Genomic DNA, 21,460 nt, shown 5'->3' with positions numbered 1-21,460 from the left:
CTTTGCGTCGGACAGGTGGCGTCGCGGATGCGATTTCGCAACTTACCGGGCGACTCAGCCGCTGACCACCAGCCCCGCGATCATGGTAATCTGACGCCATGAACAGGTCCGACACGCCCCTCATCTCGACCGAAGCCCTGGCGTCGCAGCTGGGCGCGCCGGACCTGCGCCTGATCGACGCCAGCTGGTGGCTGGATGGACGTGATGCGCGGGCGGATTTCGAACGCGAGCGGCTGCCCGGCGCCGTCTTCTTCGATCTGGACGCCGTGTCGGACCGGGATAGCCCCTATCCGCATATGCTGCCCTCACCTGCAGCCTTCGCCGAGGCGATGGCGGCGATGGGCGTTTCTGAGAGCGACGACATCGTGGTCTACGACGCGCAAGGGCTGTTCTCGGCCGCGCGGGTCTGGTGGACGCTGCGGACCATGGGCGCTCAGCGCGTGCGCGTGCTGGATGGCGGGCTGCCGAAATGGAAGATCGAAGGGCGGCCGCTGGACGGCGGTGCGGCCGGGGCTCCCACCCCTGCGCGGTTCGAGACGCGGCTCGACGCCGGCGCCGTGGCGGACTTCGATCAGGTCGGCGCGGCGCTGGCCGTGGGGCTCCAGGTGGTCGATGCGCGCGGCGCGGCCCGGTTCAAGGGCGAAGCGGCCGAGCCGCGTCCCGGCGTGCGTGCGGGTCACATGCCGGGGGCGCTGAACCTTCCGTTCGGCCATCTTCTGAATACGGACGGGAAGCTGAAACGGGGTCAGGCGCTGGAAGAGGCCTTCCGCGCGGCCGGGGTCGATCTGGAGCGGCCCGTCATCACCAGCTGCGGCTCAGGGGTGACAGCGGCGATCCTGACGCTGGGGTTGGCAGTGCTGGGGCGGCCGTCGCGGCTCTATGACGGGTCGTGGGCCGAATGGGGCGCGCGGCCGGACGCGCCCCTGACGGTCGGCTAGGCCGCGCCGGTCGCCAGCGGCGGCGCATCCGGCTCGTCTTCGTCCGTTTCGCCGCGAGAGACGACGGTGGCGATGACCAGGTCGCCGGTGACGTTCAGCGACGTCCGGCACATATCCAGGAAGCGGTCGACGCCCAGGATCAGGCCGATGCCCTCGGGCGGCACGCCCACCATCGCCAGGATCATGGCGATCACCGGCAGGCTGCCCGCCGGCACCCCTGCGGTGCCGACCCCGCCCAGAATGCAGACCAGCATGACGATGACCTGCTGGCCCAGCGTCAGGTCGACGCCGAAGAACTGGGCCAGGAACAGCACCGTTACGCCTTCGAACAGGGCGGTGCCGTTCTGGTTGGCGGTGGCGCCGACCGTCAGGACGAAACGGGCGATCTTGCGCGGCAGGCCCAGCTCCTGCTCGGCGACGCGCAGCGACACGGGCAGGCTGGCGTTCGAGGAGGCGGTGGAGAAGGACACCACCATCGCCTCACGGATGGAGCGGAAAAACTTCACCGGCGACATGCCGCCGATCAGCCAGACCACCAGCGGATAGACGACGAACATATGGATCGCCATCGCGCCCACGGCGACGGCGACGAAGGCGCCGAGGCGGATCAGGAGATCCCACCCGAACAGGGCCGCCAGATTGAACATCAGACAGGCGATGGCGATGGGCGCGATGCGGATGACGAGGTTGATGAGCTTCATCATCACCTCGAACATGCCTTCGATCGTCTGTTGCAGGCGGTCGGTGGCGGGGCTCTTGGCCATGACCAGGCCGACGCCGAAGAACAGGGCGAAGACCATGACCGGCAGGATCTGGTTCTCGGCCGCCGCCGTGAAGACGTTGGACGGGATCAGGTCGAGGAAGAAATCACCGGCCTGAACCGACGTTGGCGCATTACCAATGATCGACGCGGCGCCGGCCCGTCCCTGATCCAGAAGCTGCTGCGCCAGGACCGGATCAACGCCGTCCCCCGGCCTGAAGACATTGACCATGACCATGCCGATCAGCACCGCCATGGCCGAAATCACGACGGTGTAAATCAGGCTGCGCGACCCCGCGCGGCCGAGAGCCTTCAGGTCGCCCATCTCGGCGACGCCTATGACCAGGGCCGAGAACAGCAGGGGCAGCACCAGCATGAACAGCAGACGAAGGAAAATCTGGCCTGCCGGTCCTGTAATGTTGGAGGTCAGCCACTGAACCCAGCCGACATCGCCGCCGACGGTCAGATTGACGATGAGGCCGCCGATGAGGCCGACCAGAAACCCGATCAGCATCAGCATGTGAAGCGGCAGTCCGCGTTTGGCTGTAGTCTCCATCCGGTCCCTTCCCTGTTCCCCTTCCAGGACTAGCGGACCGGAAGGCCGTAAATCAACCCGCCCGGCCTAGAAGACCACTGAGCATTCAGTCCGCGCTCCAGGTCGAGCGATGATTGTTCGCCCAGATTTCTATTGAATATCTCGCCGTAGTTTCCGCTCGCCGTGATGGCGTCCAGAGCCCAGGTGCGCGACAGATCGATGCTGGGGCCGAAATCACCTTCGACGCCCAGCAGACGCCGGACCCTCGGATCTGCAGAATTCTTGGCCAGATCGGCGGCATTCTCGCGGGTTACGCCGAGTTCCTCCGCCAAGATCAGCGCATTCAGCGTCCAGCGGATCACCGCCAGCCAGCGCTCATCGCCCGTCCGCACGACAGGACCCAGCGGCTCCTTGGAGATCACGTCGGGTAGGATCATGTGCTGTTGAGGGTTAGGCAGGGTGGTCCGGGCGGCGGCCAGGGCCGAGATGTCGGCGGTGAAGGCGTCGCACGCCTCGCGCGCATAGGCCTGTCGCGCCTCGCCTTCGCTGGCGACCACGACCGGGCGGTACTCAATTCCGCGTCGCCGGAAATAATCCTCCACGTTCAGTTCGGTCGTCGAGCCGGACTGGACGCAGATGCGCGCGCCGTTCAACTCCGCCGCGCTGGTCAGGTTGAGCGAGCGGCGCACCATGAAGCCCTGGCCGTCATAGTAGTTCACGCCAGCGAAGCTGAGATCCGACGCCGTGTCGCGGCTCATGGTCCATGAGGTGTTGCGCCACAGCACGTCCACGCGACCGGCGCGGACGGCTTCAAAGCGCTGCTCCGTCGTCAGCGGCGCGAAGCGTACCGCATCCGGATCGCCAAAGATGGCCGCGGCCGTCGCGCGGCAGAAATCCACGTCAAAGCCCCGCCAGGCGCCCCGGTTGTCGGTATATGCGAACCCGACCAACCCTTCGTGCACACCGCAGTTCAGGCGGCCGCGCTGGCGGATCGCCGCCAGGGTCGGGCTTTCCTTCGCGTCCGGCAGGGCAGTAGGCGCTCGCGGCGTCGGTTCACGGACGGCGTCGGTCTGGGGCTCGTCCTGTCGCCCGCAGGCGCTCAGAAGCACAAGCGTCGCCGCCAGTCCCGCACCGATCCACTGCGCCTTCATGCCGTTCACCGCCTCTTACTCGCCCACGCTCATTTAGACCCGCGCGGCCCACGCACCGCAACCCACGCGGAACGGAAAGCCGCGATCATGGCGGCGATCTTGGGCTATTCGGACGGGCGCAGGCGGCTAGCTGATCACGCCGCGGACACCCTACTGGAGGGGCTGGGCGCAAAAAGAGAGCCCGACGCCAGGCGCCGGGCTTGAAGTCATTCGGTGATGGTGGGTGTCCTCCCAAAAGAAGACACTGCCTAGATCGACCGGTTTGGTTAACGGCGCATTAACGGCGTTTCATTTGGCGGCGGGCGGGTCGCCAACGTCAGGGAACCAGCTGGTTTGTCGCGCGGCGTCCGACAGGGCGCGCGTCACCCTCCAGCCCTGCCCTGCGCGCTCGGCGCGGCCCGTCGCCGCCCCCGGTCCCGGATAGGCGTAGCTATCGCCCCCGACTTCGATCTGAACGGCGCGATCGCGGATGCGCGAAAGAGGCGCCGTCCATAAACCGGCGTCGTCCGCCATGGCGAGGGCCGTTTCCCCCTCGCTTCTTACCTGAACGCGCGCGCCAGGCGTGGAGCGGCCCGAGACCAGAAGGCCGCGACCGTCGCCATCGACGGCAGAGAGGGTCGGCCCCTCCGTAAGGCGACGGCTGGGACCGCCGTCGATCAGCAAGGCGGCGACAACCATACCGTCGCCCGCAACAAGGAGCCGTTCCGGACCGGGGACCGGCGTCTGGCCGATCTGGATCTCTGGCGTCAGGACATGGCCCAGCGCCGCCCTGCCCACGGCAAGTTCAAAGCGCCCTTCCCCGTCGGCTGCCGCCGCCATAGCCTGGCCTGTGGGACTGCTGAGGATGACGCGCGCGCCCGGCGGAGCCTGGCCGCTGACCAGGACGCCGCCCCCCTGTAACGCCACGGCGTCAATGTGAGGCGCGGCGGCCCAGTTCTCCTGATCCGACTGTTGCGCCTCGTCCTGAGGCTGAGGCGGCGCACCGCAGCCGGCGACGACCATGGCGAAACCCACCGCCAGTCCCCAGCGACTTCTCACCGCCCGCATCTTCATCTCGCGCCCTTCGCTCGTTCCATCCTGGCCCGCATCACTATAGGTTGCTGCCTCATCCGGGCCAGCCGGTTTGTGCTGGAGCTTAAACCGTAAAGGTCGTCAGACACTCCATGTCCCTGCCCCCCGTCAACATCGCCCCCTTCGAGGGTCGCTCCGTCTGCCTGTTCTGCGGCTCGTCCGATGGCACGGATCCCAAATATGTCGAGGCGGCAGCGGCCTTCGGCAAGGCGACGGCCGAGGCGGGGTGGCGCTTCGTCTATGGCGGCGGCGGGGTGGGTCTGATGGGCGCCTCGGCCCGGGCCGCGCACGCGGCGGGCGGCCGGGTCGTCGGCATCATGCCAGCCTTCCTGCGCAGCCGCGAGCGCCTGTTCGACGACGTGGAGACGATCGTCGTCACCTCCATGCATGAGCGCAAACAGCTGATGTATGACGAATCCGACGTCTTCGTGGTGGCGCCCGGCGGCGTCGGCACGCTGGAAGAAGTGGTCGAGCTGCTGTCCTGGAAGCGACTGGACCTGCACGCCAAGCCCGTCATCTTCCTGAATCTGGACGGCTTTTGGGACGGCTTCTTCACCCTGATCGAACATACGGTCGAGAAGGGCATGACGCCGCGCAGCTTCCTGGACGCCTATGTCAGCGTGGATTCGGTCGAAGGAGCGGTCGAAGCCATGAAATCGGCTCAGGAGACGCCCCACTTGCAACATGATCGCCGGTAAGTAAACGTGCGTCAGTAACGCCGGTCCCCGACAGAAAAGCTGGATTGACAGTTTTTTTAAAAAACGGACTATGGCGGTGCTGGGCGTGCGCCCTGTATCTTATCGGAGACTGTCCATGCGTGCTCTTCTCGCCGCCGCCGTCCTGTTCGCGGCCGCCCCTGCCTTCGCCCAGGCGCCGGCCACCAGCGCCACCCTGGCGGACGCCGCCAAGGCCCCTTCAGGTCGCGTCATCATCGACGGCGCCGCATGGCGTTGCGAAGGCGACGCCTGCACCGCCACGGGCGGCTCCAGCCAGCCGGCGACGCGCGCCTGCCGCCGCGTAGCCGCCAAGCTCGGCCCGGTGACCAGCTTCTCCTACAAGGGCCAAGCCCTGAGCGAGGAAGAGATCGCCGCCTGCAATGCGGCCTGATCCCGCTTTCATCGCCAAGTAAAAAAGGCCGCCTTCACGACGAAGGCGGCCTTTTCTGTATGCGTCGCGCGAAGCGTCAGGCGGCTTCGCCCTTCAGCCGCTGAACCAACCGCTCGCGGCCGATCAGGGGGATCATGGCCGCCATGTCCGGCCCATGCGCCTGACCGGTCAAGGCCAGACGCAGCGGCATGAACAGACCCTTGCCCTTGGCGCCGGTCTTGTCCTTCACCGCGGAGGTCCAGGCCGACCAGGCGTCGGCGTCGATGGCGTCCGGCAGCAGGTCCAGAGCGGCCGCGGCGAAGGCGGCGTCCTCGATCACGGGCGTAACCGGCCCCGTAACGATCTTCGCCATATCAACGACATCGCCGAACTTGTTGAGGTTGCCCTTCACCGTATTCCAGAAGGTCTCGCCCAAATCGACGCTCAGAGCCGCCAGGCGCGGCTTGGCTTCGGCGTAACCGATGGCGTGCACCGCCTGCGCGTTCAGACGGTCCAGATCGGCCGTGTCGTAGCGCGCGGGCGAACGGCCCATCTTGGAGAAGGCGAAACCTGCGCCCAGGTCCTCCACAGAGGGCGCGACCTCCAGGTTGTCCGAGGTGCCGATCTTGCCCAGGTGGCTGGTGATGGCGATGGGCTCATAGCCCTGGTCGCGCATGTCGCTGATCGACAGCGAGCCCAGGCGCTTGGACAGCGCCGCGCCATCGGCGCCGACCAGCAGCGGCGTGTGGGCAAACCCGGGTGCCCCGGCCCCCAGGGCCTCGAAGATCTCGATCTGCGCACCCGTGTTGGTGACGTGGTCCTCGCCCCGGATGATGTGGGTGATCGCCATGTCGATGTCGTCGACGACCGACGGCAAGGTATACAGGAACAGCCCGTCCTCGCGGATCAGCACCGGATCGGACATGGAGGCGGTGTCGACCTCGGCGTGGCCGCGCGCCAGATCTTCCCAGGCGACGCGCTTGCCTTCGAGCTTGAAGCGCCAGTGCGGGCGACGGCCCTCGGCCTCGAAGGCGGCCTTTTCAGCGTCGGTCAGCGACAGGGCGGCGCGGTCGTAGATGGGCGGCTGACCGCGCGACAACTGCACCTTGCGGCGACGGTCCAGTTCGTCGGCCGTTTCATAGCAGGGATAGAGACGACCGTCGGCCTTCAGGCGGGCGGCGGCCTCTCCGTAGCGGTCGAACCGCTTGGACTGGTTGTAGCGCTCGTCCCAGGTGAGGCCCAGCCAGGTCAGGTCGGCCTCGATGCCGTCCTCGTATTCCTGCGTCGAGCGGGCCAGGTCGGTGTCGTCGATGCGCAGCACGAAGGAGCCGCCCTGCCCTTTGGCGAACAGCCAGTTCACCAGAGCCGTGCGGACATTGCCGACGTGCAGCTTACCCGTGGGAGACGGAGCGAAACGAACCTTGACGGACATGGGGGATCAACGACCTCGATAGGAAGGCGGCTTGGTCGCGCCGCCGCCCGTTCAAGTCAAGCCGAACCGCCCTAATCGCGCCTCGGAAACGTCAGTCGTCACGGTGGACCCGCTCGCGGCGCTCGTGCCGCTCCTGCGCCTCGACCGACAGAGTGGCCGTGGGACGGGCCTCGAGGCGCCCAAGGCCGATCGGCTCTCCGGTGTCCTCGCAATAGCCGTAAGTGCCGTCCTCGATGCGGCGCAGGGCTTCGTCGATCTTGGAGATCAACTTGCGTTGCCGATCACGCGTCCGCAGCTCCAGCGCGCGATCAGATTCGGATGAGGCGCGATCCACCAGGTCGGGGTGGTTCTCGGTCTCGGCCTTGAGGTTGGTGACGGTGCCTTTTGACTCGCGAAGGATGTCTTCCTTCCAGGCCAACAGCTTGTTTTTGAAATAGGCGACCTGCCGGTCATTCATGAACGGCTCGTCGTCGGAAGGCCGATAAACGGCTGTGTCCCCGGACGTTACAGAGGCCAATGCGGTCATCGCACTCACGCTCGTTCTCCCATAGCGCCCCCCAGCGGCGCATTGGCCGTATAGGCAAGGGCAACAGTGGCGGCAATGGCGTTCGCGAGTCCGTGATATTGTTAAGCTGCATTAACCCTGCGGAACTGTGGCGAATTATCCTCACAAAGCGAGCGTTGCTGAGCAGCCGCCTGAAGTTCCGTCGCTTTTAGGCGCGGTTACGGCTCATTTCCGCTTTCGCCAGCTCCACCGAGGCGCGCAGGTCGATCTGGTCCAGAACGGCGGTCAGGCCCGGTTCGGCCTCTTCGTCGCGTTGTTCGCGCAGATCGCGGGCCAAGCGGTTCAGCGCCGCCCCGCCGTCCTGGCCGCCCAGCAAGGCCAACTTCAGTTCGTCCAGACGGTCGAGCAAGCCTGAGCCGCGGCGGATCGCGCGGCGGCGACGCTCGGTCGAATCTTCTACACCTTGCAGGGCCATCAAAGCTGCCGCGCCCGCGACGCCCGATGCGGAGGTCGTCGCGCCAGCCTGCGCGGCGCCCGTCGCGCCGCCCGTTGTCGGCAGGGCGAAGCCGCCCGCTGCACGCGCCGCAGGTCGAGCGGTCGGCGTTGAAGCGGCGCCCAAGGGTCCGGTGACCTTCATGCAAGACGTCTCCTTCTAAGTCGCCACCGTGACGGCAGGGACTGAACTCTTGGTTAACGGCTAGGCAAAACCTGCCCGCAGGCGCCGGAGTGCTACGGTGCGTTTGTTGTAATTGCTTGGCTTTTCGCGCGGCACGATCCTCGCATGGTTAACAGCGAACGCTCACGCAGGGACGTCCGTCGCATGCAGAAGTTGCTTACCGCCCTTATCGCCCCGGCCGTTGCGGCCGTCGCCCTCGCTGTCGCGCCGAACGCGGCGGAGGCCCAGTCGCGCATCAAGGACATCGTCTCGATTGAAGGCGTCCGCTCGAACCAGCTGGTCGGCTATGGCCTGGTGGTCGGGCTGAACGGCACGGGCGACAGCGTCCGTAACTCGCCCTTCACCCGCCAGTCGCTGGAAGGAATGATGGAGCGTCAGGGCGTCAATATTCGCGGCGCCAACCTGAACACCAAGAACGTCGCCGCCGTCATGGTCACGGCCGAGCTGCCGCCCTTCGCCACGCCCGGCTCGCGCCTCGACGTCAGCGTCTCGGCGATGGGCGACGCCAAGAGCCTGCTGGGCGGCACATTGTTGGTGACGGCGCTGCAAGGCGCTGACGGCGAGGTTTACGCTGTCTCGCAGGGCTCGGTGCAGACGGGCGCCGTCTCGGCCTCAGGCTCATCGGGGTCTTCGATCACCCGCGGCGTGCCGACGGCGGGCCGCATCGCCTCGGGCGGGGTGGTCGAGCGCGAGACCGGCTTTGACCTGGCCAGCATGCCTTCGATTCGCCTGACATTGCGCAACCCGGACTTCACCACGGCCCAGCGCATCGCCGCCGCCATCAACCAGACCTATCCTCAGACCGCCTTCGCCGAGAACGGCACGGTCGTCGCCGTCCGCGCGCCCCAGAACTTCGGCATGGCCGGCTTCCTCAGCCGGGTCGAGAATCTGCCGGTCCAGATCGACACCCCGGCCAAGGTCGTCATCGATGAGGTCAACGGCGTCATCGTCATGGGCGAGGCGGTGCGCGTTTCGACCGTCGCCGTGGCGCAGGGCAATCTCACGGTCTCGGTGCAGGAAACGCCGCTGGTCAGCCAGCCAGAGCCGTTCAGCCGGGGCGGCGAAACCGTCGTCGTACCCCAGTCGGACGTCAGCATTGCTGAGGAAACCGGCCGGCAGATGCGGATCGTCGGCGGGTCGACCTCGCTCTCGACGCTGGTGAACGGCTTGAACGCCCTGGGCGTCAGCCCGCGCGACATGATCAGCATCCTGCAGGCCATTAAGGCCGCCGGCGCCCTGCAAGCCGAAATCGAGGTGATCTGATGAACCCTCTCGCCGCTTCTCCCGACCTGTTGCGCAATCCCGCGGCGGCCCTGCCCGGCCAGCCGAAGAACCTGGAGTCCCTGCGCCGCACGGCTGAGGCCTTCGAGGCCAGCTTCCTGTCGCAGATGATGAAGCCGATGTTCGAGGGCCTGAGCACCGAGGCTCCGTTCGGCGGCGGCGCAGGCGAGGCCGCCTGGCGCGGCTTTCTGGTGGACGCCATGGCGCAGCAGACGGTGAAGGCCGGCGGCGTCGGCCTGGCCGACAGCGTCCTGGCGCAGATGATCAAGATACAGGAGCAAGGCGCATGACCGCCGATGTCGAGACCGCCGCCCTGCGCGTGCAGCACCTGACGCGCCTGACCCGCGACCTGACCGACCGGCTGTCGCTGGAAATGGACTCTCTGCGGGCCCACCGCGCCCAGGACCTGAGCGAGGGCATGGCCCAGACGCAGGAGATGGCCAACCTTTATCGGCGCGAGTCGGCCCAGGTGAAGGCCAATCCGGCCGCCATCGCCGCCGCACCAGAGGCTGACCGCAGCGCTCTGATCGACGCCACGGAAGCCTTTGAGGCCATCCTGGCCGAGCACGCCGTGACCGTGGAGGCGGCCCGTCAGATTTCTGAGGGACTGGTGCGCACCATCGCCGCCGAGGTGGCGGGAGCCCGCGCGCAGGGTGTCGGCTACGGCGCCTCGGGTCAGGCCATGCAGGGCGACAGCCGTGCGGTGGCGCTGAATCGTACAGCCTGACGGCCGCCGTCGTCCTTTTTTAAGAGGCTGTAGGCTATCGCTTCGGGATGACCCTGACCCCTCGCCTGCTCGGGCTGGCTTTCGCCGCCGCCGACGCCCTGATCGAAATCGATCAACATGGCGTGGTGCGCTTTGCGCTGGGCTCGGGCGCTGTGGCCGGGCAGCAGACAGCCGCCTGGGTGGGCCAACCCTTCAGCGATCGCCTGTCGATCAACAGCGCCGCAGCCCTGCAGACCCTGCTGGACGGACTGCGCCCGGGTCAGCGCGGGCCCGCGACCGCGGTTCTGGTGGATTGCGGCGACGGCCGAATGCGCCGCGCGACCTTGCGGGCCTTCGCCCTGCCGGACATCGCGCCGGCGCGGTCATGCGCCCTGTCCTATGAAGGCGAGCCATTCGTGGCTGGTGAGGCGTCGCAGGAGGTCGGAGCGCCGCCGCCCGACGCCGAGGGCTTCCTGAACCATGCTCGGACGAGCCTGTCCGGCGGCCACGCAGAGGCCCTGCAACGGCTAGCCCTGGCGTTCATCGATCTGAGCGGACTGGAGGGCGTGGACCCGCTGACGCTGCAACGGATTCACAGCCGCATCGGCGCGACCCTCAGCGCCGCGTCGCACGACGGAGCCAGCGCGGGCCGACTGACGACGGATCGCTACGCCTTGATTCGTCAGGCAGGCGATCAACGCGACCTGGCCAATGAGATGCGGATGGCCGGTCAGGCGGAAGGCGTGGCCCTCACCGCCGTCGCCAGCCAGGCCGGCTTGGGCCGGGACTCCGCCTCGGCGCTGCGCGCCATGCGGTTCGCCATCGAAGGCTGCTTGAAGGAAGGCGGGCTGGACCAGCCAGAACTGTCCTTCGCCGATTCCCTGCAACGCACGCTGGAGGACGCGGACCGTTTCCGCAGCATCGTGCGCGACCGAGAGTTCGCCCTCTACTATCAGCCGATCGTCGATCTGAAGACGCGAGCCGTGCACCATTTCGAGGCCCTGGCGCGCTTTGGCAAGGGGTCGGGTCCCGCCGCCGCCATCCGCATGGCCGAGGAACTGGCCCTGATCGACGGCTTCGATGTGGTCGTGGCGGAAAAAGCCGTCCGACGGCTGCGCGAGCCGGGCGCCGGCCTGCTGAAGATCGCCGTCAATGTGTCGGGCGCCTCACTGGCCAGCGACGCCTATGTCGCCGCCCTGATGAAGATGACCGCCTCGACGCCCGAGGATCGTCGGCGTTTGATGGTTGAGGTGACGGAAACCGCCGCACTGGCCGATCTGGCCGCCGCCGACCGCCGTCTGGGCGCCCTGCGCAAAGCCGGGATCAAGGTCTGCATTGACGACTTCGGCGCCGGTTCGGCTTCCTTCGACTATCTGCGCGGCCTGTCGGTCGATGCGGTGAAGATCGACGGCGCCCTGGTGCGCGATATCGACATCGACGCCCGCGCGCGCACCCTGGTCGCCCATCTGGTCGAACTGTGCGGCTCTCTGGAGCTGGAGACCATCGCCGAGATGATCGAGACGGATGAGGTCGCCGACGCCCTGCGGGATCTGGGCGTCACCCACGGTCAGGGCTGGCTGTTCGGCCGCGCCGAGGCCGAGCCGCGCACCGTCCTCAGCGCCCCCGCGATCCGCGGACGCCGTCAGGGCGTGGTCGAAGGCTGGAGCTGACCGTTCTTCAACACGATGGTCCGGTCGACGCGCAGGGCCTGAATGAAATCAGCGTCGTGGCTGACCACCACAAGGGCCCCGTCGTAGCCCGATAGCGCCGCCTCCACCGCCTCGACGGACTCGATGTCCAGGTGGTTGGTCGGCTCGTCCAGCACCAGCAGTTGCGGCGGCTGGGCGCCCGTCATGACGCAGGCCAGGGCCGCGCGCAGCCGCTCTCCGCCGGACAGTTCGCCGACGCGCCGATCCGCCTGCATATTGCGAAACAGAAAACGCGCAAGCGCGGCCCGCGCCGCATTGGGCGTCCCTTGCGGGTTCAGCCGCAGCCAAGCCTCGACGAGCGTTTCGTCGGCTTTCAGCATGGCCGCTTGCTGATCCAGCAGGGCGGCGCGAACCGGCCGCTCGACGCCTCCCGATGAGGGTTCGATCAGCCCCGCGATCAGCTTCAACAGGGTCGTCTTGCCTGCGCCGTTGGGGCCGACGACGGCGACGCGCTCAGGCCCCGTCAGACGCAGGCTGAGCGGTCCCAGCAGGCGGCGGTCGCCATCGACGCTCACAACCGCGTCGTTCAGGTTCAACACCATCCGGCCCGCAGGCAGACCCGTGGATGGCATGGCCAGCGCCAGTTGTCGCACCCGCTCGACCCGTTCACGCGCCTGAGCCAGATCGGCCTCGACCGCCTGACGCTTGCGTTCGGCCAGCCGCTGGCCGCGCGCGCCGGATTCCTCGGCGCGCTGGGCCTGAGCGTCGAGCAGGATCTTGGGATCGGAGCTGTTGGCGCGCGCCGCCTTGCCTGCACGATCGCGCCGGGCCTGACGCTCCTGCGCCATCTGCGTCTCGCGTTGCACGCGGCCGATGGCGCGCTCGGCCTGATCAAGGTCGCGTTCGGCGGCGGCTCGTTCGGCGTCGCGCCGCTCGACATACAGATCCCAGCCGCCGCCGTGCACCCGCGCGCCCAGACTCGACAGCTCCACGATGCGATCCACGCGGCGCAACAGGGCGCGGTCGTGACTGACCAGCACCACCCCGCCCGGCCAGGCGGCCACGACATCGGCGATCATGGCGCGGGCTACGGCGTCCAGATGATTGGTCGGCTCGTCCAGAACCAGCAGGTCCGGCACCGCCAGTTTCAATCCCGCCAGCCGCAGGCGCGTCTGCTCCCCGCCGCTCAACTCCGCCGTGCGCCGGTCCAGCGCCAAACCAGCCAGACCGACCTCAGCCAGAGCTGTCTGCATCCGCTCTTCCAGCGTCCAGTCCGCCTCAGCCATGTCGTCCAACGAACCCTCGCCCGCCAGCACGCGATGCAAAATCGCCAGAGCCCCGGCGACGCCCAGCGTATCGGCGACGGCCTCGCCGTCGGCAGGGGTTTGGGCCTGCGCCAGCCAGCCGACGGTTCCGACGCGCGCGACCGAACCCTCAGCGGGCTCAGCCAGACCAGCGACAAGGCGCAGCAGCGTGGTCTTGCCCACGCCGTTGCGGCCCACGACGGCCGTGCGTTCGCGCCCGAAGGCGAGCGTCAGATTGTCGAAGAGGCCTCGACCGTCAGGCGTGCGGGCCGCGACGCCGTTGAGCGTCACGAGCGCGGATGCGGACCGGTTTGGGCTTGGGTTGAGTAAGGACATAGGCGAGCGCGAGCAGCGGCATGGAAAGGGCGAAACCGATTTCCAGGGTGCTGATCATGATCGTCGTGCCTCCTCACTGATGCGTTGGCTGAGTGAAGGATGGGGACGGACGTTTCGTAACGCAACCCCAAAACTGCGGCTCCGCTTTCATGTGCCGATGCGACACGCCGCCTTGGACAATGCGCGTCATGGCCTTTGCAGGCCTCGGTTCCTATGTTGGCGGACATGGACACGCCCGAGCGCACACTCGCCTTCCGCATCGACCGTCCCGAGCCGGACCGGGCCGAGGCCGCCGCCCGCCGTGAGGCCGCCGTGGCCCGCATCCGCGCCGAAACCGGCATCGACGAGGCCATGATCGACGCCCTGGTCGAAGGCTTCTACGCCAAGGTGCGCGAGGATGACTTCATCGGCCCGATCTTCGCCGAGCGCATCGACGACTGGGGTCCGCACCTGGCGCAGATGAAGCTGTTCTGGTCGTCTGTAGCCCTGTCGACCGGCGTCTATCAGGGGCGGCCCATGCCCAAACACCTGCCCCTGCCGATCGACGCCCGCCACTTCGACCACTGGCTGAAGCTGTTCGAGGCGACCGCGCATGAACTGTGCCCGCCCGTCGCCGCCGAACACTTCATCGTCCGCGCCCGCCGCATCGCCGAAAGCCTGGAACTGGGCGTCGCCAACGCCAACGGCGTGATGGTCGGCCCTGGTGAACGCTATCGACGGCCGGAAACGTCGTGGTCGCCGGAAAACTAGGCCGCTTTTTCGTCTTCAGCCGCCTTCGGTTCGCCGGCCATGCGGACATTGATGTTGAAGGTATGAACCTTCCACTCGCCCTTTTCGCGCATCATGGCGGAATAAACGCGAACCGTGCGATCCGCGTAGACGTAGTCCTGCTCCAGTTCATAGGTTTCGCCCTGAGATCCGGTGGATTTGCGGGACTGCACCAGCTTGGGCTCAGGCGGAGCGGCGTCGCCGATCATGTCGCGAAGCATGGGAAGTTGGGCCTTGACCTGTGCTGGATCGTTTTCCGACAACATCCTCGCAACGACAGCGTCATCACGGCCAGCGACCATATCGTCGTAAAAGGCCTCAGCCTCAGCGTTCAGCACCGGATCGGACGTAGGCAGGGTCGCGTGAAAATTACAGGCGGCGAGCACCAAGGCCGCCAGAGCCAGCGCCAGAGCCTGAAAACCGATTTTCATAGGTCCCTCCAGATCCAGCCGGCACCATAGGCGGAATCCCTGCGGTCACAACGACCAGCCCCAAAGTTCTTATATTGTTCTTGCTGTTTCCGGCGAATTGATCCCCATATAGCGTCGTCGCCCCGGACCGTTCCGGGGTCTTCCGCGTTCCCGGATTCCATGACCGAAAAGCATAACTTCATTCGCGTTCGCGGCGCCCGCGAGCATAACCTCAAGGGCGTCGATCTCGACATTCCGCGTGAGCAGCTGGTGGTCATGACCGGCCTGTCGGGGTCGGGCAAATCCTCGCTGGCGTTCGACACCATCTACGCCGAGGGTCAGCGCCGCTATGTCGAGAGCCTGTCGGCCTATGCACGCCAGTTCCTGGAGCTGATGGGCAAGCCGGACGTGGACCTGATCGAGGGCCTGTCCCCGGCGATCTCCATCGAACAGAAGACGACGTCGAAGAATCCGCGCTCGACCGTCGGCACCGTCACCGAAATCCACGACTATATGCGCCTGCTGTGGGCGCGTGTGGGCGTGCCCTATTCGCCTGCGACCGGGCTGCCCATCGAGAGCCAGACCGTCAGCCAGATGGTCGACAAGCTGACCGCCCTGCCCGACGGCGAACGCATCCTGCTGCTGGCCCCGGTCGTTCGCGGCCGCAAGGGCGAGTACAAGAAGGAAATGGCCGAGTGGCAGCGTCAGGGCTTCCAACGGCTGAAGATCGACGGCGATTTCTACGCCATCGAGGACGCCCCCGCGCTCGACAAGAAGTTCAAGCACGACATCGATATCGTCGTGGACCGCATTGTAACCAAAGAAGGTCTTGAGGGTCGTTACGCCGACAGCATTCAGACCGCTCTCGGTTTGGCCGACGGGATCGCAACGGCGGAATGGGCGAAGGCCGCCGAAGGTGAAGAGCCTCGCCGCATCGTCTTTTCCGAAAAGTTCGCCTGCCCCGTTTCAGGCTTCACCATCAGCGAGATCGAGCCGCGGCTGTTCTCTTTCAACAACCCCTTCGGCGCCTGCCCGGCCTGTGACGGTCTGGGGGTCAAGCTGGCCTTCGACGCCGATCTGGTGATCCCGGATCGCGACAAGACCCTGCACAAGGGGGCGGTGGCGCCGTGGGCGCGCGGTCCGTCGCCGCTCTATACGCAGACGCTGCAGTCGCTGGCCCTGCACTACGGTTTCTCCATGGACAAGGCGTGGCGCGACCTGCCGGAGAAGGCGCAGAGCGTCATCCTGCGCGGCTCCGGCGGCGACAAGATCAAGTTCGTCTATGACGACAACGCTCGCAAATACGAGGTCTCCAAGCCGTTCGAGGGCGTGCTGCCGAACCTGGAGCGGCGCTGGCGCGAGACCGACAGCGCCTGGGTGCGCGAGGAACTGGGCCGCTATCAGTCCGAAACCCCGTGCGAGGTGTGCGGCGGCAAGCGCCTGAAGCCCGAGGCTCTGGCGGTCAAGGTCGGCGGCGAGGACATCGCCGACATCTCCAACCTGTCCATCTCCAAGGCCTTCCTGTGGTTCTCGACGCTGGAAGACGCTTTGACCGAAAAGCAGGTCGAGATCGCCCGGCGCATCCTGAAAGAGATCACCGACCGCTTACGTTTCCTGAACAACGTCGGGCTGGACTATCTGAACCTGTCGCGCAGTTCCGGCACCCTGTCCGGCGGCGAGAGCCAGCGTATCCGTCTGGCGTCGCAGATCGGCTCGGGCCTGACCGGCGTCCTCTATGTGCTGGACGAGCCGTCCATCGGCCTGCACCAGCGCGACAACACCCGCCTGCTGGACAGCCTGAAAGGCTTGCGCGATCTCGGCAACTCGGTCCTGGTGGTCGAGCACGATGAAGAGGCCATCCTGACGGCGGACTACGTCATCGACATGGGTCCGGCCGCCGGCATCCACGGCGGTCAGGTCTGCGCCGAGGGCACGCCCGCGCAGGTCATGGCCAACCCCAACTCCCTGACGGGCCAGTATCTGACCGGCGCGCGCGAGATCGAGCTGCCGCCCGAAGGCCGCCGTCCGATCGACCGCAAGCGGATGCTGAAGGTCTCGGGCGCGACGGGCAACAACCTGAAGAACGTCACGGGCGAGATCCCGGTCGGCGTCTTCACCTGCGTCACGGGCGTCTCGGGCGGCGGCAAGTCGACCTTCACCATCGAGACCCTGTACAAGGCCGCCGCGCGGCGTCTGAACAATGCGTCCGACGCGCCCGCCCCCTTCGACCGCATCGAGGGGCTGGAGCATTTCGACAAGGTCATCGACATCGACCAGTCGCCGATCGGCCGCACGCCGCGCTCGAACCCGGCGACCTACACCGGCGCCTTTGGGCCGATCCGCGACTGGTATGCGGGCCTGCCCGAGGCCAAGGCGCGCGGCTACGGCCCCGGCCGCTTCAGCTTCAACGTCAAAGGCGGGCGCTGCGAAGCCTGTCAGGGCGACGGCGTCATCAAGATCGAGATGCACTTCCTGCCCGACGTCTACGTCACCTGCGACGTCTGCAAGGGCAAGCGCTACAACCGCGAGACGCTGGAAATTGTCTTCAAAGGCAAGAGCATATCCGACGTTCTGGACATGACGGTTGAAGAGGCGGCGCGCTTCTTCACCGCCGTGCCGTCGATCCGCGACAAGATGCTGACGCTGGAGCGCGTGGGGCTGGGCTACGTCAAGGTCGGCCAGCCCGCCACCACCCTGTCCGGCGGCGAGGCGCAGCGGGTCAAGCTGTCGAAGGAGCTGTCGAAACGGGCGACCGGCAAGACGCTGTACATCCTCGACGAGCCGACGACCGGCCTGCACTTCGAGGACACGCGCAAGCTGCTGGAGGTGCTTCAAGAACTGGTCGAGAACGGCAACACCATCGTCGTGATCGAGCACAACCTGGACGTCATCAAGGTGGCCGACCACCTGCTGGACTTCGGTCCTGAAGGCGGCGACGGCGGGGGCGAGATCGTCGCTGTCGGGACGCCGGAACAGGTCGCCGAGAACCCCGCCAGCTGGACCGGCCGCTATTTGAAGGAAGTGCTGGATCGGCACGAGGAGCGCCGCAAGGGCCGCGTCGCCGCCCTGACCGCCGAGCCTGCGCCCGCCAAGCGCGCCAAGGCGCGCAAAACCGCCTGAACGGCTGCCGATCCGCTCGCCGCGTGTGCGGGACCCTAAAAACAGAAACGCCGCGCCCCTGTCGGAGCGCGGCGTTCTTCGTTCAGCGATGCCGCCTGATCAGACGCGCGCCTGGCCCTTGAGACCCAGATAGGCGGACGAGAACGGAGCGTAGATGATGGCCGCCTGCGCCGCCGACAGCAGGGCGTTGACCACACCCCAGATCAGCAGGGCCGGCCAGACCCGGGCGACCAGCGCAACGACATTGGTCGTCTCGGCGCCGATCAGGCTGTTCAGGCCGCCGAAAATCAGGTTCAGCGGAGCGATCACGATGGAGCCCAGCAGGCCCACCAGAATGGACATGATCCCAGCCAGGATCGCCATACCCAGCAGCGGCCAGAAACGGCCCTTGGTCATGGTCCAGCTTTCCTTGATGGCGATCTTCTGCTCGGCGAAGGTCAGAGGCACGACCAAGCTGAGTCGCACAGCCAGCCAGATGGCGACCGCAACAATCGCCAGCCCGCCCAGGACAGCGGGAATTAGCAGCCATGACGCCCCCGTACCGGCGGCCATTCCGGCCAGCACGCCGACAACCAAGGCGCCGCCCATCGTCACGGCGAACATCAGCACGGCGACCAGCAGGGTGGCCCCGAGAACGCGCAGTTCATCCCGGCCAAGCCGCAGATAGCCGAAACGCTTGTCCTGCGGCCGGATGACCGAGCGTGCAACCGCTGCCGCCAGAACCGCGCTGAAAAGCAGCGACAGCGGCAGGGCCAGCCCCATCATGGCGCCATAGGCCTGACCCAGCATGGTCAGGTCGCTCATGGACGGCGACGGATTCTGTTCCACCTGCTCCGCCAGGCTGATGATATTGACCAGGCTCCCGCCCGCCACGATGAAGAAAACCGCGAAGAAGGCGATATAGGCGCCCGCCCAGGCCAGGATGGCGACCGGCGCCCGCCGCGCTAGGCGGAAGCCTTCGAAAGCGGACTCTGTGGCGTTGAAACTCATGCTGGCTCCTCGATTCCTGGTCAGCTTAACGCAGCCGCAGCCCATGCGACAGCGCCGACCACGACAGGCCGCATGACAGGACCGCGTCGCGCGGCTAGAAGGCCGCCATGTCGAACGCGTCCTCTACTCCCCGCCCCGTCCACGTCATTGGCGGAGGTCTCGCCGGTTCCGAAGCGACCTGGCAGATCGCCCAGGCGGGCGTGCCCGTCATCCTGCACGAAATGCGCCGGGACGGGCCGGAACAGGTGCGCACCGACGCCCACCATACGGCGGGTCTGGCCGAACTGGTCTGCTCCAATTCGTTCCGTTCGGACGACTGGGAGTTCAACGCTGTGGGCCTGCTACACGCTGAGATGCGGGCGCTGGACAGCGTGATCATGACCTGCGGGGACGCCAATCAGGTGCCGGCGGGCGGCGCGCTGGCGGTTGATCGCATCGCCTTCTCGGACGCGGTGACGGCCCGACTGGAAGCGCACCCGTTGGTGACCATCGTGCGCGAGGAGATCGCAGGCATTCCGCCCGAGGAGTGGGACAATGTGATCGTCGCCACCGGGCCGCTGACCTCGCCCGCCCTGGCCGAGGCGATCCTGAAGGCGACGGGCGAAGAGTCCCTGAGCTTCTTCGACGCCATCGCGCCGATCATTCACACCGACAGCATCGATTTCGACGTGGCCTGGCGCCAGTCGCGCTACGACAAGGAAGGCCCCAGCGGCGACAAGGCGGCCTACGTCAACTGCCCGATGGACAAGGCCCAGTACGAGGCCTTCATCGACGCCCTGCTGGACGGCCCCAAGGCCGACTTCAAGGAATGGGAGGACGTGCCCTATTTCGACGGCTGCCTGCCGATCGAGGTCATGGCCGAGCGCGGCCGCGAGACCCTGCGGCACGGCCCGATGAAGCCGGTCGGCCTGACCAACCAGCACAACCCGACGGTCAAGCCCTACGCCATCGTGCAGCTGCGTCAGGACAATGCGCTGGGAACCCTGTTCAACATGGTCGGCTTCCAGACCAAGCTGAAGTACGGCGCGCAGACCGACGTCTTCCGCATGATCCCCGGTCTGGAGAACGCCCAGTTCGCGCGTCTGGGCGGCCTCCACCGCAACACCTTCCTGAACAGCCCCACGCTGCTGGACAAGCAGATGCGGCTGAAGGCCCTGCCGCGCCTGCGCTTCGCCGGTCAGGTGACGGGGGTCGAGGGTTATGTCGAGAGCGCGGCGATGGGTCTGCTGACGGGCCGTCTGGCGGCCGCGCAGGCGCTGGGGCGCGATCTGGCGACGCCGCCGCCGGAAACGGCTATGGGCGCCCTGGTCGAGCACATCACCGGCGGGCACATGGAAGGCTCCAAGTTCCAGCCGATGAACATCAACTACGGCCTGCTGCCGCCGCTGGAGGCGCCCAAGGTCGATGAGGACGGCAAGCGCATCCATCCCAAGGAGCGCGGCCGCGCCAAGAAGCGCCTGCAGAGCCTCCGCGCCATTGAGGCGCTGAAAGCCTGGCGCGACGCGGCGGCCTAACGCAGCTTGGCGCCGCCGGGGCGGAAGGTCAGGGTGATTGCGGCCATGACCAGAAGGCCCAGCCCCATCAGCATCCAGGCCTGACTGAGGTCCGACAGGCGGTCGCGCAGCAGCCCGGCCGCCAGCGGCGACAGGCTGGCGATGATGTAGCCGCCGCCCTGAACGAAGGCGAGCAGGTCGCCGGAGCGCACCGGGTCGTCGATCTGGTCCATCGCCAGGATCAGGGTCAGGGGAAAGACGGCGCCGATCCCCAGACCCAGCAGCAGCATGACCGGGACCGCCAGGCTGACCGGCGTCAGCACCAGCCCGGCCAGACCGATCAGGGCCAGGGCCACGGCCAGCAGCATCGGCCCGCGTCGGTCGGGAAAGCGCGCGATGAACAGCGACACCAGCACCCCTGCCAGCACCTCGGCGCCCGTCATGCCGCTGAGCAAAAAGCCCGCCGTCGCCCTCGCCTGCCCCATGTCGACATAATAGGGCGGCAGCCAGGCCAGCACGAGCGTATAGGCCGAGGTGCCCAGCCCCAGAATAGGGACTAGCGCCCAGGCGCGGGGCTGTTTCCAGAACGGGACCTCGGGGTCGGTTCCCTCCACCACAGCGAGCCGGTTCGTCTCTTCGGCGACCGGGTTTCGCGAGGCGATGATCCAGACGACGGCCGCCACAAGGGCTGGAATCGACCAGAGCGCCAGCGCCACGGCCCAGCCGAACGCCTCGGCGAAGCCCGCCGCTGTCGCCGCCGCCACGGCCGCGCCGCCCATGATGCCGGTCGTATAGACGCCCATCACCGTGCCGAACCGCGTCGGAAAGGCGCGCTTGATGACAACCGGCGCCAGGGCCTGGATCAGGGCCACGCCGATGCCGACCACCACGGCGCTGAGGATCAGGCCGCCTGTGCTGCTGATCGGCCAGCGGGCCAGGCAGGCCAGGCCGATGAGGACGGCGCCCAACAGGATGCCCATCCGCTCTCCCAGACGCCGCCGCAACGGCCGGATCGACAGCGCTCCGACGCCGATCATCGCCACCGGCAGGGTCGTCAACAGGCTGGCCGTGGTCGAATCCATGCCGGTCGCCGCCTCGATCAGATCGAGCAGAGGCCCGACCGCCGCCATCGCCGGGCGCAGGTTCAGCGCCAGGGCGAAGATGGCCGCGATCAACAACAGGCCCGCGCCGCGCGACGGCGTCGAGACGTTCGACTGGTCCATGCAAGGTGACTCCGGAAACAAGGCCC

Annotated in this window: 21 protein-coding genes; 10 read left to right on the top strand and 11 right to left on the bottom strand. The window is 67.1% G+C overall.

From position 1 onward, the window contains the following. The first annotated feature begins 98 nt into the window (after positions 1 to 98). Positions 99 to 938, top strand: coding sequence for a 3-mercaptopyruvate sulfurtransferase (gene sseA / locus H9656_RS03155; protein ID WP_191742808.1), 840 nt, complete (start codon positions 99 to 101; stop codon positions 936 to 938). Here sseA and H9656_RS03150 read toward each other — a convergent pair. The 3 genes from H9656_RS03150 to H9656_RS03140 all read right to left on the bottom strand — a co-directional run bounded on the left by H9656_RS03150 (position 935) and on the right by H9656_RS03140 (position 4,422). Next, the gene (locus H9656_RS03150) at positions 935 to 2,254 is read right to left on the bottom strand and encodes a dicarboxylate/amino acid:cation symporter (RefSeq protein ID WP_191742807.1); all 1,320 of its coding nucleotides are present in this window, start codon (positions 2,252 to 2,254) and stop codon (positions 935 to 937) included. The two genes, sseA and H9656_RS03150, sit on opposite strands and share 4 nt — an antisense overlap. A gap of 29 nt (positions 2,255 to 2,283) precedes the next feature. Further along, entirely contained in the window at positions 2,284 to 3,384 is a 1,101-nt protein-coding gene (locus tag H9656_RS03145; RefSeq protein WP_225212201.1) for an amino acid ABC transporter substrate-binding protein, read from the bottom strand. 288 nt (positions 3,385 to 3,672) lie between these two features. Next, on the bottom strand, positions 3,673 to 4,422 hold the full coding sequence (locus H9656_RS03140) for a hypothetical protein (RefSeq protein WP_404821532.1): 750 nt from the start codon (positions 4,420 to 4,422) through the stop codon (positions 3,673 to 3,675). Positions 4,423 to 4,547: 125 nt separating this feature from the next. Between H9656_RS03140 and H9656_RS03135 the strand changes: the two genes are divergently transcribed. Continuing rightward, a complete protein-coding gene (locus tag H9656_RS03135) occupies positions 4,548 to 5,153 on the top strand; it encodes an LOG family protein (RefSeq protein ID WP_191742804.1) in 606 nt (201 codons plus the stop codon). A 115-nt stretch (positions 5,154 to 5,268) separates the two neighbouring features. Then, entirely contained in the window at positions 5,269 to 5,562 is a 294-nt protein-coding gene (locus H9656_RS03130; protein ID WP_191742803.1) for a CC_3452 family protein, read from the top strand. A gap of 76 nt (positions 5,563 to 5,638) precedes the next feature. Here H9656_RS03130 and gltX read toward each other — a convergent pair whose 3' ends face one another. From gltX to H9656_RS03115, 3 genes are all read right to left on the bottom strand, one after another. Further along, positions 5,639 to 6,973, bottom strand: coding sequence for a glutamate--tRNA ligase (gltX, locus tag H9656_RS03125; protein WP_191742802.1), 1,335 nt, complete (start codon positions 6,971 to 6,973; stop codon positions 5,639 to 5,641). 91 nt (positions 6,974 to 7,064) lie between these two features. Further along, positions 7,065 to 7,499 carry an RNA polymerase-binding protein DksA gene (gene dksA, locus H9656_RS03120; RefSeq protein ID WP_191743727.1) on the bottom strand — a complete coding sequence of 145 codons (435 nt, stop codon included), beginning with the start codon at positions 7,497 to 7,499 and terminating at the stop codon, positions 7,065 to 7,067. Positions 7,500 to 7,686: 187 nt separating this feature from the next. Beyond that, a complete protein-coding gene (locus H9656_RS03115; protein ID WP_191742801.1) occupies positions 7,687 to 8,115 on the bottom strand; it encodes a flagellar assembly protein FliX in 429 nt (142 codons plus the stop codon). A gap of 183 nt (positions 8,116 to 8,298) precedes the next feature. Here H9656_RS03115 and H9656_RS03110 point away from each other — a divergent pair, with 183 nt between their 5' ends. The 4 genes from H9656_RS03110 to H9656_RS03095 are packed head-to-tail and all read left to right on the top strand — an operon-like array spanning position 8,299 to position 11,811. Next, a complete protein-coding gene (locus H9656_RS03110) occupies positions 8,299 to 9,417 on the top strand; it encodes a flagellar basal body P-ring protein FlgI (protein WP_191742800.1) in 1,119 nt (372 codons plus the stop codon). Then, entirely contained in the window at positions 9,417 to 9,725 is a 309-nt protein-coding gene (locus tag H9656_RS03105; protein ID WP_191742799.1) for a rod-binding protein, read from the top strand. The genes H9656_RS03110 and H9656_RS03105 overlap by 1 nt, the downstream gene beginning before the upstream one ends. After that, entirely contained in the window at positions 9,722 to 10,162 is a 441-nt protein-coding gene (locus H9656_RS03100) for a flagellar basal-body protein FlbY (RefSeq protein ID WP_191742798.1), read from the top strand. The genes H9656_RS03105 and H9656_RS03100 overlap by 4 nt, the downstream gene beginning before the upstream one ends. Positions 10,163 to 10,209: 47 nt before the next feature. Next, entirely contained in the window at positions 10,210 to 11,811 is a 1,602-nt protein-coding gene (locus tag H9656_RS03095) for an EAL domain-containing protein (RefSeq protein ID WP_191742797.1), read from the top strand. Here the strand turns inward: H9656_RS03095 and H9656_RS03090 are convergent. Then, positions 11,784 to 13,385 carry an ABC-F family ATP-binding cassette domain-containing protein gene (locus H9656_RS03090; RefSeq protein WP_191742796.1) on the bottom strand — a complete coding sequence of 534 codons (1,602 nt, stop codon included), beginning with the start codon at positions 13,383 to 13,385 and terminating at the stop codon, positions 11,784 to 11,786. The genes H9656_RS03095 and H9656_RS03090 overlap by 28 nt on opposite strands. Beyond that, positions 13,351 to 13,488, bottom strand: a complete 138-nt coding sequence (locus H9656_RS03085) for a hypothetical protein (protein WP_191742795.1) — start codon at positions 13,486 to 13,488, stop codon at positions 13,351 to 13,353. The genes H9656_RS03090 and H9656_RS03085 overlap by 35 nt, the downstream gene beginning before the upstream one ends. A 167-nt stretch (positions 13,489 to 13,655) precedes the next feature. Between H9656_RS03085 and H9656_RS03080 the strand changes: the two genes are divergently transcribed. Next, on the top strand, positions 13,656 to 14,180 hold the full coding sequence (locus H9656_RS03080) for a group III truncated hemoglobin (RefSeq protein WP_225212200.1): 525 nt from the start codon (positions 13,656 to 13,658) through the stop codon (positions 14,178 to 14,180). On the opposite strand, the gene H9656_RS03075 is transcribed toward H9656_RS03080, so the two are convergent. Next, entirely contained in the window at positions 14,177 to 14,629 is a 453-nt protein-coding gene (locus H9656_RS03075; protein ID WP_191742793.1) for a hypothetical protein, read from the bottom strand. The genes H9656_RS03080 and H9656_RS03075 overlap by 4 nt on opposite strands. A gap of 159 nt (positions 14,630 to 14,788) precedes the next feature. On the opposite strand from H9656_RS03075, the gene uvrA reads away from it, so the two are divergent. Then, positions 14,789 to 17,728: an excinuclease ABC subunit UvrA gene (gene uvrA, locus H9656_RS03070; protein WP_191742792.1), complete on the top strand. Its 2,940-nt coding sequence runs from the start codon at positions 14,789 to 14,791 to the stop codon at positions 17,726 to 17,728. Between the two features lie 99 nt (positions 17,729 to 17,827). On the opposite strand, the gene H9656_RS03065 is transcribed toward uvrA, so the two are convergent. Continuing rightward, a complete protein-coding gene (locus H9656_RS03065) occupies positions 17,828 to 18,718 on the bottom strand; it encodes a glycerophosphoryl diester phosphodiesterase membrane domain-containing protein (protein ID WP_191742791.1) in 891 nt (296 codons plus the stop codon). Between the two features lie 107 nt (positions 18,719 to 18,825). On the opposite strand from H9656_RS03065, the gene trmFO reads away from it, so the two are divergent. Beyond that, positions 18,826 to 20,232 carry a methylenetetrahydrofolate--tRNA-(uracil(54)-C(5))-methyltransferase (FADH(2)-oxidizing) TrmFO gene (gene trmFO / locus H9656_RS03060; protein WP_191742790.1) on the top strand — a complete coding sequence of 469 codons (1,407 nt, stop codon included), beginning with the start codon at positions 18,826 to 18,828 and terminating at the stop codon, positions 20,230 to 20,232. Here trmFO and H9656_RS03055 read toward each other — a convergent pair. Then, positions 20,229 to 21,434 carry an MFS transporter gene (locus H9656_RS03055; RefSeq protein ID WP_191742789.1) on the bottom strand — a complete coding sequence of 402 codons (1,206 nt, stop codon included), beginning with the start codon at positions 21,432 to 21,434 and terminating at the stop codon, positions 20,229 to 20,231. The genes trmFO and H9656_RS03055 overlap by 4 nt on opposite strands. Positions 21,435 to 21,460 lie beyond the last annotated feature (26 nt).

This window comes from Brevundimonas guildfordensis (assembly GCF_014836405.1).
Classification (GTDB): domain Bacteria; phylum Pseudomonadota; class Alphaproteobacteria; order Caulobacterales; family Caulobacteraceae; genus Brevundimonas; species Brevundimonas guildfordensis.
The sequence above is the reverse complement of the archived record's forward strand: the minus strand, read 5'-3'. Positions and strand labels throughout refer to the sequence as shown.

Coding starts and splice junctions, on each gene's coding strand:
- H9656_RS03115 (WP_191742801.1), bottom strand. CDS start 8,115: ATGAAGGTCACCGGACCCTTGGGCGCCGCTTCAACGCCGACCGCTCGA.
- H9656_RS03100 (WP_191742798.1), top strand. CDS start 9,722: ATGACCGCCGATGTCGAGACCGCCGCCCTGCGCGTGCAGCACCTGACG.
- H9656_RS03150 (WP_191742807.1), bottom strand. CDS start 2,254: ATGGAGACTACAGCCAAACGCGGACTGCCGCTTCACATGCTGATGCTG.
- H9656_RS03130 (WP_191742803.1), top strand. CDS start 5,269: ATGCGTGCTCTTCTCGCCGCCGCCGTCCTGTTCGCGGCCGCCCCTGCC.
- sseA (WP_191742808.1), top strand. CDS start 99: ATGAACAGGTCCGACACGCCCCTCATCTCGACCGAAGCCCTGGCGTCG.
- H9656_RS03110 (WP_191742800.1), top strand. CDS start 8,299: ATGCAGAAGTTGCTTACCGCCCTTATCGCCCCGGCCGTTGCGGCCGTC.
- H9656_RS03085 (WP_191742795.1), bottom strand. CDS start 13,488: ATGATCAGCACCCTGGAAATCGGTTTCGCCCTTTCCATGCCGCTGCTC.
- trmFO (WP_191742790.1), top strand. CDS start 18,826: ATGTCGAACGCGTCCTCTACTCCCCGCCCCGTCCACGTCATTGGCGGA.
- H9656_RS03055 (WP_191742789.1), bottom strand. CDS start 21,434: ATGGACCAGTCGAACGTCTCGACGCCGTCGCGCGGCGCGGGCCTGTTG.
- H9656_RS03145 (WP_225212201.1), bottom strand. CDS start 3,384: ATGAAGGCGCAGTGGATCGGTGCGGGACTGGCGGCGACGCTTGTGCTT.
- uvrA (WP_191742792.1), top strand. CDS start 14,789: ATGACCGAAAAGCATAACTTCATTCGCGTTCGCGGCGCCCGCGAGCAT.
- H9656_RS03135 (WP_191742804.1), top strand. CDS start 4,548: ATGTCCCTGCCCCCCGTCAACATCGCCCCCTTCGAGGGTCGCTCCGTC.
- dksA (WP_191743727.1), bottom strand. CDS start 7,499: ATGACCGCATTGGCCTCTGTAACGTCCGGGGACACAGCCGTTTATCGG.
- H9656_RS03105 (WP_191742799.1), top strand. CDS start 9,417: ATGAACCCTCTCGCCGCTTCTCCCGACCTGTTGCGCAATCCCGCGGCG.
- H9656_RS03075 (WP_191742793.1), bottom strand. CDS start 14,629: ATGAAAATCGGTTTTCAGGCTCTGGCGCTGGCTCTGGCGGCCTTGGTG.
- H9656_RS03065 (WP_191742791.1), bottom strand. CDS start 18,718: ATGAGTTTCAACGCCACAGAGTCCGCTTTCGAAGGCTTCCGCCTAGCG.
- H9656_RS03080 (WP_225212200.1), top strand. CDS start 13,656: ATGGACACGCCCGAGCGCACACTCGCCTTCCGCATCGACCGTCCCGAG.
- gltX (WP_191742802.1), bottom strand. CDS start 6,973: ATGTCCGTCAAGGTTCGTTTCGCTCCGTCTCCCACGGGTAAGCTGCAC.
- H9656_RS03095 (WP_191742797.1), top strand. CDS start 10,210: ATGACCCTGACCCCTCGCCTGCTCGGGCTGGCTTTCGCCGCCGCCGAC.